Origin of the sequence: Sphingobium sp. LMC3-1-1.1, from assembly GCF_040676285.1 — a bacterium.
In the GTDB taxonomy this organism is placed as follows: domain Bacteria; phylum Pseudomonadota; class Alphaproteobacteria; order Sphingomonadales; family Sphingomonadaceae; genus Sphingobium.
The window spans coordinates 729,810-741,931 of the sequence record NZ_JBEGHQ010000001.1 but is presented as its reverse complement, the minus strand read 5'-3'; the positions used below and the strand labels follow the sequence as shown (position 1 = coordinate 741,931).

The window sequence follows — 12,122 nt, the reverse complement described above, 5'->3', positions numbered from 1 at the left end:
GTGTACAGATAGTTTCCGTTTACGAAAACGTCAATTCTTGACGAGTCCGGCCAAGACCGCCTGATCCCCGTCACTCGGACGTGCTGTGATGCCCAGCAGGCGTGCCAGGACCGGGTAGACATCGACATTGGTGAAGTCGGCGGGCATCCTGAACGCCGTGTCGAAGGCGGGCCCGCTGGCGATGAACAGCGCTTGCATCTCCGGTGCCCGGTCGTCCCAACCATGATCCCCGCCGATGAAAGGCTTGGCCGGCGCAGCTTGCTGTATGGTCCAGCCGGTTTCGGCGAGGCAGAAATAGGGCGGAATGCGCCGATGCGTTCCATAGTGGAAGCGCGTCGGCATCGCGCCCTTGCGCCAGCATTGCATATGCGGCTGTGGCTTCAGCAGTGCAGCCTCCAGCGCTGCTTCATGACCCGGTTGCGCGCTGAGGCTGGCATAAGGTCCGCTTTCCACGATGCGATAGTCCGCCGGGTTCGCAATCTTGTCCAACGCGACGACCCTTTTGCTCGATTTCTGCGCCATGCCATGATCGGAAAGGATGAGAAGATTGGCTGATTGTCCCAGCGTCCTCAACCCGTTCACCAATTGGCCGATCTCGCCATCGACCTCCGCCACCGCCTGCGTCGTCTCCGCCGCATCTGGCCCAGCCGCGTGCCCGGCAGTATCTACTGCGTCGAAATAGAGCGTGAGGAAGCGTGGCCGGATCGCAGCGGGACGCCGCAACAGGTCCAGAACGCCATTCACCCGCTGCGTCCCGGAAATGGCCTGGTTGAATTGCGCCCAGTCGCTGGGCCGTGTGCCGCCGCTGATCTTGTGCGGCCATTCCGTCGCTTCGGTCCCGCCCCATGCTACATTGGAACCAGGCCAGAACAGTGTCCCTGTCCGAACGCCGGCCTTTTCGGCCGTGACCCAGATCGGTTCGGCTTCGTTCCACCAGAAGGGATCGTCCGTCGCCATCGTGAAGGTTTCACCGGGACGCGAGGTATCCTCCATCTTGTTGGCGACGATGCCGCTGCGGTCGGGCCGGTCCCCGGTCACGATGGCCCAATGGTTCGGAAAGGTCTTGGTCGGAAAGGAAGGCCGCATGGCTGCCGAGACCCCGGCGGCCGCGAGAGCCGATAGATGCGGCGTCACGCCCCGCTTCAGATAATCGGGCCTGAAGCCGTCAATCGACACCAATATCGTCACTGGCTCCCGTCGCTCGACCTGCGCGGCAGCGGATACCGGCCGTTCGCGAGCCGGCGTGCAGCCGGCCAGCGTTGAGAGGATGAGGAGGCTGGCGAGCGAAGAACGGCGTGAAAACATGTCCCGCCTTACCAGACGGACCATGACGGTAAAGTGACGAGCGCCCTATGCGTCCCCAATATGCGGCGCCATCGCCATCCATGCGCTCCGCTTCGCTTCCCGCGACATGCTGGCAAAGGCGCCGCTGGAGGAGGGAAGGTCGATCAGCGCCAACCCCGGCCGCATCCCGATCTGCCGTCGCCCGTGCAGGGCCGCCGTCCTGCCGTTGAACGCCACCGCCTCCAGTGCTGGAAGCCTGTCGATGAAAGCGGCCAGGTCACGCAGTTCCGCGCCCCGGATCGCGCTGTCCAGGCTTCCCTCCCGGTCGGCGCTCTCGATCACGTCCCACAGGCCCACGCGCCGGGCCTTCAATCGTTTCAGCCGCATGGCGTAGGGCTGGCCGCGCAGATCCTCGCCCAATACGTCGCCCATCAGCGCCCAGAAGGCATTGCCACGATGAGCATAATATTCGCCCTGCCTGATCGAAGCATCGCCCGGCAGGCTTCCCAGTATCAGCAGCCGCGTGCTTTCATCGACGCTGGGCGGAAAGGCCGCCTTGCGCCTGGCGGGCATTTGTCCCGGCCGCAGCATCAGTCGTCAGACATTGAAGCGGAACAGCATGATGTCGCCATCCTGCGTCACATATTCCTTGCCTTCGGAGCGCCACTTGCCCGCTTCCTTTGCCCCGGCCTCCCCGTTGAACTGGACATAGTCCGCATAGGCCATGGTTTCGGCGCGGATGAATCCCTTTTCGAAATCGGTATGGATCGCGCCGGCCGCCTGGGGCGCTTTCGATCCCTTGGCCACAGTCCAGGCGCGTGCCTCCTTGGGGCCCACGGTGAAGAAGGTGATGAGGCCCAGCAGTTCGTAACCCGCGCGGATGATGCGCGCCAGGCCCGCTTCCTCCAGCCCCAGGGCTTCCAGATATTCAGCGCGCTCCTCCACCGGCATGGTGATGAGTTCCGCTTCGATCGCGGCCGATACGATCACCGCCTTCGCGCCTTCGGCGGCAGCCTTCTCGAACACCCGCGCCGAATGGGCATTGCCTGCGGCCGCGCTCTCCTCCTCGACATTGCAGACATAGAGGACGGGCTTGGCGGTCAACAGTTGCGCCTGGCGAAAGATGCGCTCCTCCTCATCGTCGGCCGGCTGGGTCAGCCGCGCCGGCTTGCCGTCCCGCAGCAGGTCCAGCGCCTTGCCCAGCACGGAAGCCGCCGCCTTTGCCTCCTTGTCGCCCTGCGCAGCCTTCTTGGCGAAATTGGGGACGCGCTTCTCCAGGCTCTCCAGATCAGACAGCATCAACTCGGTCTCGACCGTATCGGCATCGGCGATCGGATCGACCTTCCCCTCGACATGGGTGATGTCGTCATCCTCGAAGCAGCGCAGCACATGGACGATGGCGTCGACCTCGCGGATATTGGCCAGGAACTGGTTGCCCAGCCCTTCGCCCTTGGACGCACCGCGCACCAGACCGGCAATATCGACGAAGGCGAGCTGCGTCTCGATGATCTTGGCCGAACCGCCGATCTTCGCGATGGTCTGCAGGCGCTGGTCGGGTACCGCGACCTGACCGACATTGGGCTCGATCGTGCAGAAGGGATAGTTCGCGGCCTGCGCAGCCTGCGTCTCCGTCAGCGCATTGAAGAGGGTGGACTTGCCCACATTGGGAAGCCCGACGATACCGCAACGAAAACCCATGATAATGCCTTCACGTCAAAACCGATGGCCGCGCCGATAGCGCTTTCGCCGCGGCTTGGCCAGAGCGCGTGCAGAGCCTGTGACGATGTCAGCGGCGGAAGAACAGCGTGACGGACGCGACGTGATTGATGCGCCGGTTGCCGCCTCGCTGGTCGATCAACTGGTTGAGATAGCCGATCTCCGCCGTCGATGCGCCGCCCAGTCCAATCTCGGCCCCGGCAAAGCTGCGCAACTGGTCGAACCCGCCCTTAGCGCCCCAGTCCGTGCTGTTGAGCGCCACAAAGCCCTCGCCATAGATGAGCGCGTTGACAGCCGTCCTGCCCAGCGGCTTTTCGTAACGCAGCATCTCCCGCAGGCGCCACCCCATGTCTCCGCCGTCGGAGCGCCAGCGCTGTTCCAGCCGCGTGCGTGATGAAAGTTCCCCGCCCCAGGGCTTGCCGATCGCCCAATTGGCCTGCTGGAAGCTGCGCTCCTCATTCACGTCACGACCGTCCCTTACCGGCAGCACGACATGGGCATAGCCCTGATAAACGGTGACGCTGGACGAGAGCTTCCAGCCCAGGGCGCCGCGCAGGAGGGTCTGATCGGCCCGCGATATGCCGTCCCCGATGCGCGGCTGAATCTCCGCAAAATAGACGAGTTTCCCGGATATCGGCCCCATGGCGGTGAGGTTCAGCCAGAACTGCTCATCCTGAACGGTCCGGGCGTTGGCGGGCATGGCGGTGGCGAACAGGGCCGAGAAGAGAGAAGGGAGCAGGCGCCGCATCAAATCCTCGAAAAAAGGAAACATGCCGCTCCTGGTGGATATTCCCGCAAAGGCAGGGACACGAAGAGCGCCGGTCATTGCCCGCGCTCTAATGGCCCATTATTTCTCCGTGATTTCCAGAAGGTAAGCTTTGGCGGCTGGCCTCAGGTAATGACGCTCGGCCGCTCCATGCCGGTGAAGCCCGATATATCGGCAACCTCCTGTGCTGCCTTCACCAGCGGCGCGAGCGCTTCGCCCGTCTCCAGCGCCAGATCGCCGTCCTTGCCCACAAAGCGTTCTATATAGACGCGCAGGGTGGCGCCCTCGGTCCCCGTTCCGGACAGGCGGAACACCACCCGCGAGCCATCGTCGAACAGGACGCGCACGCCCTGGTTGCGGCTGACGGACTGGTCGGTAGGATCGCTATAGGCAAAGTCGTCGGCGCTCATCACCGTGCCGCCGCTGTTCGTCGTGCCCGGCAGCGTTCCCAGCCCGTCCCGCAGCGCCACCATCAGCGCGTCGGCCCTGTCCTTCGCGATCGCTTCATAATCATGTCGCGCATAATAGTTGCGGCCAAAGGCGGCCCAATGCTCCGCCATGATCTGGGCGACGCTCTGTCGCCGGGCGGCCAGGATGTTGAGCCACAGCAGCACCGCCCAGATGCCGTCCTTCTCACGCACATGATCGGAGCCGGTGCCGGCGCTTTCCTCGCCGCAGATGGTGGCCATGCCGGCATCCAGCAGATTGCCGAAAAATTTCCACCCAGTCGGCGTCTCATAGAGCGGGATACCCAGCTTTTCCGCGACGCGATCGGCCGCGCCGCTGGTCGGCATGGACCGTGCAATGCCCTTGAGGCCCGTCGCATAGCCGGGTGCCAGATGCGCATTGGCCGCCAGCACGGCGAGCGAATCCGAAGGCGTGACGTAGCAATGTCGCCCGATGATCAGGTTGCGGTCGCCGTCACCATCCGAAGCCGCGCCGAAATCCGGTGCGTCCGGCCCCATCATCCGGTCGTACAATTCCCTGGCGTGAACCAGATTGGGATCGGGATGATGATGGCCGAAGTCGGGAAGGGGGGTTGCGTTGCGCACCGTGCCCGCTGGCGCGCCGAGCCGCTTCTCGAAAATCTCCACCGCATAGGGGCCCGTCACCGCGCTCATCGAGTCGAAGGAGAGGGTGAAGCCTTCCGCAATCATTGCCCGGATCGCGCCAAAGTCGAACAGCTTTTCCATCAGATCGGCATAGCTGGCGACCGGATCGACCACCTCGACCGTCATGCCGCCCAGGGTGGCGATGCCCAACGTATCGATGTCGACATCGTCCGCCTCCCATATCCGATAGCTGTCTATGGCAAGCGTTCGGGCATGAATGGCGTCGGTCACCTTTTCAGGCGCCGGGCCGCCGTTCGAGACATTATATTTGATCCCGAAATCCTCGTCCGGCCCGCCGGGATTATGGCTGGCCGACAGCACCAATCCGCCAAAAGCGCCCGACGAGCGGATCAGATGCGACGCCGCCGGGGTCGAAAGGATGCCGCCGCGTCCCACCAGCACCCGGCCGAACCCGTTGGCCGCAGCCATCTTCAGGACGATCTGGATGACCTCTCGATTGAGGTAGCGGCCATCGCCGCCGACGACCAGAGCGTGGCCTTCGAAACCTTCCAGGCTATCGAACACCGACTGGACGAAATTTTCCGCATAATGAGGCTGCTGGAAAATCCGCACTTTCTTGCGCAGGCCGGATGTGCCCGGCTTCTGATCGCTGAAAGGCTTCGTCGCGATGGTCTGTATCACCCGGATCCCCTTGGAGAGTGGAAAGTCAGGCTTACTCTATGGCGCGGGAGTGCGACATTCCGCAATCCACTCCGGCCATTTTACCGCGAGGGCAGGGCGGGCGGGCGCGCATCGCTGCCATTCGCCGCTCTGGTTCGGGACTGCGGAAGGGCAGGGCGGTGCCTAATCCGCCAATCGCAGCGCGACTTCATTCATGAACCGCGCATCGTCTCCCTGCGCCAGCCATGCCGCCTCGGCCCCGATCGCGCCCAGCATGTCGGCCAGCGCATCCATTTCGCTCTTGTGATAGTTGCCTAGCACATAGCCGTGCACCCGGTCCTTGTGACCCGGATGGCCAATGCCGATCCGCACGCGCCGAAACTCCGCCCCGATATGCGCGTCGGTCGAGCGCAGGCCATTGTGTCCCGCATTGCCACCGCCGCGCTTCACCTTGACCTTCATCGGCGCCAGATCGAGTTCGTCGTGAAAGACGGTCACATCCTGCGGCGCCAGCTTGTAGAAGCGCATCGCCTCGCCTACCGATCGCCCGCTCTCGTTCATGAAGGTCGCGGGTTTCAGCAGGATGATCTTCTCCGATCCGATGCGTCCTTCCTGCACCCAGCCCTGGAACTGCTTCTTCGGCGGCGAAAACCGATGCATGTCCGCGATCAGGTCGATTGCCATGAAGCCGACATTGTGCCGGTTCATCGCATATTGGGTGCCAGGATTGCCGAGGCCCACCCAGATCTGCATCGCCTGTCTTCTCCCAAGAAAAATCCCGCCCGCCGGTTAGGCGAGCGGGACCGTGATTTCCAGCCCGGAAAGGCTTGGCCGTAAAGCGATCAGGCGCCTTCGGCGGGGGTTTCGTTGTCGCCTTCGGCGCTCTTGAGAGCCGATGGCGCAACGATGGTCGCGACGGTGAAGTCGGTCTCGTCATGCGCGGCCTTGGCGCCCTTGGGCAGCTTCACGGCGCTGATGTGGATCGATTCGCCCACGTCGAGACCGGTCAGGTCGACAACGACGTCATCGGGAATTTCGGCCGCATCGACGATCAGTTCGATCTCATGCGCGACGATGTTGAGCACGCCGCCCCGCTTCAGGCCCGGCGAAGCCTCTTCATTCTTGAAGATGACCGGCACATTGACGTGAACGGTGGCATGTTCCGAAACGCGCAGGAAGTCGGCGTGCAGCGGACGGTCGGTCACGGGATGGAATGCAACGTCCTTCGGCAGGGTGCGGACGGACTTGCCGCCGACCTCGACCATGACGACCGAATTGAAGAAGTGGCCGGTGCCGAGCAGCTTGTTGAGGAGCTTTTCCTCGACATGGATCGACTGCGGTTCTTCATTGTTACCATAGATGACGGCGGGTACGCGGCCCTCACGGCGGAGAGCGCGGGAGGCTCCCTTGCCTGCCCGATCGCGTGCCTCTGCCGACAGCGTAAGCTGCTCGCTCATTGCGTGTCTCCAAAAGCAAATTGATGTAGGTGCCCGCCACGCCTCCAGGGATGACCATGCCGGGACCGCGGCCCAATAGCAGAAACATGTGGGAAAGCAAGGGCCGGCACTACTGCACCCGCGTCACCCTGTACCCATCGGTCCGCAACAGGTCGACCAGATTGTCCTTGCCTGCTAGATGCCCCGCACCCACGGCGATGAAGGGACGGCCCTTTAATGTGGCTACCGACTTCACCCAGTTGCGGTTGCGATCGACGAGCACGGCTTGTTCGACCACCGGATCGGGTTCCTCGTTCAGCCTGTCGACCTTCGCCAGCGCCGGCACATCACCCATGATCCAGGCATGGAGGATGCGGTCGAAGAGCGGCCGCATCTCCTTCGCCTCCCGAACCGTGTCGACCAGCAGTCGCTGCTGCGCATCAGCAGGGAGCGTGTCGAAGGCCCGGAATTGCCGCTCGACCGTCTCCAGCCCGCTTATCGGCTTGCCCGCTCCTTCGAACGCCGCAATCAGCACCGGTTCCACGCCATGATCCTGGCTGACATGCAGGGACTGCTGCGCCGCTGCCGATAGGAGCATAGCCGCCGCCCAATTTTCATAGGCCGAGAGGGTCTGGGTACTGGTGCCGCCATCTTTGACGATTGTCTCCAGCGTGGCCCGGTCCTGTTCCGGAACGCGGTTCTCCAACAGTGGCAGTCCCTGGCTCCGCCCCATCTTCTCGAACTGCGCCAGGGTTCGCGCCCGATCGCGTATCTCGGCTGATTCCAGCACCAGCCTGTCGGCCTGTCCGATGGCGTCCCGGATCCGCTGCGTCTGCCATTCGACACCCGCGGGGAGCACATGGATGGTGCCGAACAGCCAGCCGTCGATGCCTTTGCCCTCCACCCGCCAAAGCGCAGGCCCTCCGCCTGGCGGCGGGGCAGGGGGATTTTCCCCACATGCCGACAACAGGCACAGGGCGGCCAGCCCCAGCCAGCATGCCAGAACGCGGATCATCCTATTGCGTCACCCGCGCCGAAGCGACTCCCAGCGCTTTCAACTGCTCCTGCACGCTGCCCTTGCCCGCCAGATGTCCGGCGCCCACGGCAATGAAGACCGTACCCGGCTGATCGAGCCGCTGCCTGATCCACTTGGCCCAATTGGCATTACGCTGGATCAACAGCACGCGGGCCAGTTCCGGCGTCGCCTCCAGCGATTCGTTCATTTCTGCGGCCAGCTTGTCCGGTTCCCCGCCCTGCCAGTGCGCGACAAGGCTGGCGAATTCCCGGTCCATGTCCGGCAGGCCCTCGACGGTGGCTGTCAGGAACTTGACCTGTTGTTCCATCGGCAGGCCGGCGAAATAGCCCAGTTGCTGCTCCACCGTTTCCAGCGCGCCGACCTTCTTGCCGGACGCTTTGGCCGCCGCCGTCAGTACCTTTTCCGCACCGAGATCAGATTTATAGCCCAGCGCTTCCAGCGGTTTGACTGAAAGGGCCATGCCGGCCATCCAGGGATTGAACATCTCGAACGCCTGCCAGGGAAGCCCGTTCGTGCTCATTGCGGCCTGATAGCTGGCGCGATCCGCGGTGCCCAGTCGATCCGACAGCTTCACGCCATCCCGCGCCAGCGCAGCACCGGCCATGGTGGACGCCAGCCCATTGGGATCTTCCGGCTCGACGATCTCCAGGACCAGTTCGTCCGATCGATCGAAGGCGGATTTGACGCCGCCTTTGAACCAGTCGACGCCCGGCTTCATTACATGAACGGTACCGAACAGATAGATGGTTGTGTCGGCATCCTTCACCTCCCACAAGGCCGGCGTCACATAAGTGGAGCGCGCCGTGGCATCGCGGGCCGAGACGGGCTGTTCGAGCGCGCATCCGCCAAGCAGCATCATGGCGGGCGCCAGCCAACGGAAAGAGAGCCATTTCATCGGAGTTGCGGGTCCGTTTCCTGAAGGGTTTTTACTTCCATGCGTGCCGCCGCCCGCCAGGGCAAGCGGATTTACGGTTAAGGCCGCCCTCTTTTCCTTGACCCTGCGTCCTTGCTGCGCCAAGGCGCGCCGCAATCAAACCGTCATTTTTATAGCCATGATTTCTGGGGACCGCCGGTGGCGACAAGCAAAGCGCTTTCCTTTCAGGACCTGATCCTGACCCTGCACGCCTATTGGGGACGGCAGGGCTGCGTGATCCTGCAACCCTATGACATGGAAGTAGGCGCGGGGACTTTTCACCCGGCGACCACGCTGCGCAGCCTTGGCCCCGATGCATGGAACGCCGCCTATGTCCAGCCCAGCCGGCGCCCGACCGACGGCCGCTATGGCGAGAACCCCAACCGGCTCCAGCATTATTACCAGTATCAGGTGATCATGAAGCCGAGCCCGGCCAACCTTCAGGAACTCTATCTGGGATCGCTGGCGGAAATCGGCATCGATCCGCTGGTCCACGACATCCGCTTTGTCGAGGATGATTGGGAAAGCCCCACCTTGGGCGCCTGGGGTCTTGGCTGGGAGGTGTGGTGCGACGGCATGGAAGTCACCCAGTTTACCTATTTCCAGCAGATGGGCGGTTTCGACTGCAAGCCGGTGGCGGGCGAGCTGACCTATGGTCTTGAACGTCTGGCCATGTACATTCAGGGCGTCGACAGTGTGTACGACCTGCGCTTCAACGACGCGGGCGTCACCTATGGCGACGTGTTCCTCGCCAATGAGCAGCAGATGTCGAAATGGAATTTCGAGATCGCCGATACGGAAAAGCTGTTCCGCTGGTTCAAGGATGCAGAGGCCGAGTGCAAGGCGTCGCTGGAGGCTGGCGTTCCGCTCGCCGCCTATGACCAGGCGATCAAGGCGAGCCACGTCTTCAACCTGCTTCAGGCGCGCGGCGTCATCTCGGTGCAGGAACGCGCCAGCTATATCGGCCGCGTGCGCGATCTTGCGAAGGGTGCCTGCGAAAAGTGGATGGAAGTGAACGGGTGGGCCGCGTGATGACCGATTTCCTGCTCGAACTGCGTTGCGAGGAAATTCCGGCGCGGATGCAGTTGAAGGCGTCGGACGACCTCGCCCGCCTCTTCACCGAGGAACTGGCGAAGGCCGGGTTGAAGCCCGAAAGTATCGACAGCTTCGTCACGCCGCGCCGCCTTGCGCTGATCGCTCGCAACCTGCCGCTGGAAACGGCGGCTGTCAGCGAGGAGTTCAAAGGCCCGCGCACCGCTGCTCCGGCACAGGCGCTGGAAGGTTTCCTCCGCAAGACCGGCCTCGCCCAGGACCAGCTTGAGGACCGCGACGGCGTGTGGTTCGCAACCGTCAACAAAGCCGGCCGCGCAACAGCAGAGGTGCTGGCCGAAGCGATTCCCACCATCATCCGCGCCTTTCCCTGGCCCAAGTCCATGCGCTGGGGCACCGCCTCGCAGACCACCGAAAGCCTGCGCTGGGTCCGCCCGCTGCAAGGCATCGTCGCGATCCTTGGCGAGGATCTTGTGGATATGGAGATAGAAGGCGTCCGCAGCGGCTACGCCACGCTCGGCCATCGCTTCCATCATCCTGGTGAGATCACCATAGGCAGCGCGCATGACTATGTCGAAAAGCTGCGCGCCTGCCATGTGATCGTCAGCCACCAGGAACGCCAGTTGATCATCGAGGCGAAGGCCGCCGACGCCGCTGCCGCCCATGGCTATAGCGTGATCGAGGACAAAGGCCTCGTTGCCGAAAATGCAGGGCTCACCGAATGGCCGGTGCCGCTGCTGGGCGATTTCGACGCGGCTTTCCTTGAGGTTCCACCTGAAGTCATTCAGCTAACCCTTCGTATCAACCAGAAATATTTTGTCCTGCGTGATGCGTCGGGCCAGCTCGCGCCTGCCTTCATCTGCACCGCCAATATCGAGGCGAAGGATGGCGGCGCGGCGATCATCGCGGGTAATCGCAAGGTCCTTGCCGCGCGTCTGTCCGATGCACGCTTCTTCTGGGACCAGGATCGCAAGACGAAGCTGGAGGATCACGCCAGGAAGCTGGAACGCATCACCTTTCACGAAAAGCTCGGCACTGTGGCCGACAAGGTGGAACGGGTCGCAAAGCTTGCCCGCTGGCTGGTGGAAGAGGGGATCGTCAAGGGCGCGGACGCCGATCTGGCCGAGCAGGCGGCGCGCCTTGCAAAAGCAGACCTTGTCACCGAGATGGTGGGCGAATTCCCTGAACTGCAGGGCGTGATGGGCGGCTATTACGCGCGGGCCGAAGGGTTGCCTGATGCGGTGGCGGATGCCATCCGCGATCATTACAAGCCGATCGGGCAGGGCGATGAAATCCCCTGTGCGGCTACGACGGTCGCGGTTTCCCTTGCCGACAAGCTGGATACGCTGGTCGCCTTCTTCGCGGCCGGCATGTTCCCGACAGGGTCGAAGGATCCTTTCGCCCTGCGCCGCTCGGCGCTCGCGATCCTCAGCCTGCTGACGGAAAACGGCCTGCGCATGCCGCTGGCGTCGGCCATCTCCTACAGCTTCGATCTCATTCGCCGCTCCTTTCTGAACACGCAGTTGATGACCGAACTTTCCAAGCTTCGGGGCAAGGATATTGCGGGGAATCAGGAGCATCTGGACCGCCTGATGGTCAGCATCATGGCCGGCTTCAATCCAGATCGGGCCTGGACGGATATGGAACGTGACGCGGCGACGGCACTTGTCGGCGAACTGCTCGACTTTTTCGCCGATCGGCTCAAGGTGCAGCAGCGCGAAGCCGGCGTCCGTCATGATCTGATCGATGCGGTGTTTGCCCTGGGCGGCGAGGATGACCTTGTCCGCCTGCTGGCCCGCGTTACCGCTCTCCAATCGCTGGTTGCTACCGATGACGGCACCAACTTGCTCGCGGGATACAAGCGCGCCGCGAACATCCTGAAAAAGGAAGGCGTCAAGACCGCCGACAAGGTTGAACTCACCTATGTCCCCGAGCAGGCGGAGGCGGGCCTGATCGCCGCGCTTGATATCGCCGAACCGCGTGCCACGGCTGCGGTCAGGGCTGAGGATTTCGAAGGGGCCATGGCCGCACTTGCAACATTGCGAGCGCCAATCGACGCATTTTTCGAGGCCGTTACGGTCAATGACGTCGATCCGGCCAAGCGCTCTGCGCGCCTGGCGCTGCTTGCAAGAGTGCGCGAGGCGGTTCATGCGGTCGCGGACTTTTCGAAAATTACGGGCTGAAACCG

The 12,122-nt window shown here is 63.1% G+C and carries 11 protein-coding genes; 2 read left to right on the top strand and 9 right to left on the bottom strand.

Features of this window, described 5'->3' with window-relative positions:
• Positions 1–30: 30 nt before the first annotated feature.
• The 9 genes from MRBLMC3_RS03585 to MRBLMC3_RS03545 all read right to left on the bottom strand — a co-directional run bounded on the left by MRBLMC3_RS03585 (position 31) and on the right by MRBLMC3_RS03545 (position 8,866).
• Positions 31–1,305, bottom strand: a complete 1,275-nt coding sequence (locus MRBLMC3_RS03585) for an ectonucleotide pyrophosphatase/phosphodiesterase (RefSeq protein WP_363825862.1) — start codon at positions 1,303–1,305, stop codon at positions 31–33.
• Between the two features lie 45 nt (positions 1,306–1,350).
• On the bottom strand, positions 1,351–1,875 hold the full coding sequence (locus MRBLMC3_RS03580) for a DNA-deoxyinosine glycosylase (RefSeq protein ID WP_363825859.1): 525 nt from the start codon (positions 1,873–1,875) through the stop codon (positions 1,351–1,353).
• A 6-nt stretch (positions 1,876–1,881) separates the two neighbouring features.
• Positions 1,882–2,982 carry a redox-regulated ATPase YchF gene (gene ychF, locus MRBLMC3_RS03575; protein ID WP_363734714.1) on the bottom strand — a complete coding sequence of 367 codons (1,101 nt, stop codon included), beginning with the start codon at positions 2,980–2,982 and terminating at the stop codon, positions 1,882–1,884.
• 88 nt (positions 2,983–3,070) lie between these two features.
• Positions 3,071–3,748: a DUF2490 domain-containing protein gene (locus MRBLMC3_RS03570; RefSeq protein ID WP_363735372.1), complete on the bottom strand. Its 678-nt coding sequence runs from the start codon at positions 3,746–3,748 to the stop codon at positions 3,071–3,073.
• A 143-nt stretch (positions 3,749–3,891) separates the two neighbouring features.
• A complete protein-coding gene (locus MRBLMC3_RS03565; protein WP_363825857.1) occupies positions 3,892–5,520 on the bottom strand; it encodes an alpha-D-glucose phosphate-specific phosphoglucomutase in 1,629 nt (542 codons plus the stop codon).
• A 162-nt stretch (positions 5,521–5,682) separates the two neighbouring features.
• Positions 5,683–6,252, bottom strand: a complete 570-nt coding sequence (gene pth, locus MRBLMC3_RS03560; RefSeq protein WP_363754709.1) for an aminoacyl-tRNA hydrolase — start codon at positions 6,250–6,252, stop codon at positions 5,683–5,685.
• An 89-nt stretch (positions 6,253–6,341) separates the two neighbouring features.
• A complete protein-coding gene (locus MRBLMC3_RS03555) occupies positions 6,342–6,956 on the bottom strand; it encodes a 50S ribosomal protein L25/general stress protein Ctc (protein WP_133652093.1) in 615 nt (204 codons plus the stop codon).
• 109 nt (positions 6,957–7,065) lie between these two features.
• On the bottom strand, positions 7,066–7,950 hold the full coding sequence (locus MRBLMC3_RS03550; protein ID WP_363825854.1) for a TraB/GumN family protein: 885 nt from the start codon (positions 7,948–7,950) through the stop codon (positions 7,066–7,068).
• 1 nt (position 7,951) lies between these two features.
• Positions 7,952–8,866 (bottom strand): TraB/GumN family protein, encoded by a 915-nt coding sequence (locus MRBLMC3_RS03545; RefSeq protein WP_363825851.1) that lies wholly within the window; start codon positions 8,864–8,866, stop codon positions 7,952–7,954.
• Positions 8,867–9,043: 177 nt separating this feature from the next.
• Here MRBLMC3_RS03545 and MRBLMC3_RS03540 point away from each other — a divergent pair, with 177 nt between their 5' ends.
• Both MRBLMC3_RS03540 and glyS read left to right on the top strand, forming a co-directional pair.
• A complete protein-coding gene (locus MRBLMC3_RS03540; protein ID WP_133652090.1) occupies positions 9,044–9,916 on the top strand; it encodes a glycine--tRNA ligase subunit alpha in 873 nt (290 codons plus the stop codon).
• Positions 9,916–12,117 (top strand): glycine--tRNA ligase subunit beta, encoded by a 2,202-nt coding sequence (gene glyS, locus MRBLMC3_RS03535; RefSeq protein WP_363825848.1) that lies wholly within the window; start codon positions 9,916–9,918, stop codon positions 12,115–12,117. Before MRBLMC3_RS03540 ends, glyS begins: the two co-directional genes overlap by 1 nt.
• The last annotated feature ends 5 nt before the right edge of the window (positions 12,118–12,122 follow it).

What these genes read in the sequence shown, in the direction of transcription:
- MRBLMC3_RS03585 (WP_363825862.1), bottom strand. Translation starts at nt 1,305, where the DNA reads ATGTTTTCACGCCGTTCTTCGCTCGCCAGCCTCCTCATCCTCTCAACG.
- MRBLMC3_RS03580 (WP_363825859.1), bottom strand. Translation starts at nt 1,875, where the DNA reads ATGCTGCGGCCGGGACAAATGCCCGCCAGGCGCAAGGCGGCCTTTCCG.
- ychF (WP_363734714.1), bottom strand. Translation starts at nt 2,982, where the DNA reads ATGGGTTTTCGTTGCGGTATCGTCGGGCTTCCCAATGTGGGCAAGTCC.
- MRBLMC3_RS03570 (WP_363735372.1), bottom strand. Translation starts at nt 3,748, where the DNA reads ATGCGGCGCCTGCTCCCTTCTCTCTTCTCGGCCCTGTTCGCCACCGCC.
- pth (WP_363754709.1), bottom strand. Translation starts at nt 6,252, where the DNA reads ATGCAGATCTGGGTGGGCCTCGGCAATCCTGGCACCCAATATGCGATG.
- MRBLMC3_RS03555 (WP_133652093.1), bottom strand. Translation starts at nt 6,956, where the DNA reads ATGAGCGAGCAGCTTACGCTGTCGGCAGAGGCACGCGATCGGGCAGGC.
- MRBLMC3_RS03550 (WP_363825854.1), bottom strand. Translation starts at nt 7,950, where the DNA reads ATGATCCGCGTTCTGGCATGCTGGCTGGGGCTGGCCGCCCTGTGCCTG.
- MRBLMC3_RS03545 (WP_363825851.1), bottom strand. Translation starts at nt 8,866, where the DNA reads ATGAAATGGCTCTCTTTCCGTTGGCTGGCGCCCGCCATGATGCTGCTT.
- glyS (WP_363825848.1), top strand. Translation starts at nt 9,916, where the DNA reads ATGACCGATTTCCTGCTCGAACTGCGTTGCGAGGAAATTCCGGCGCGG.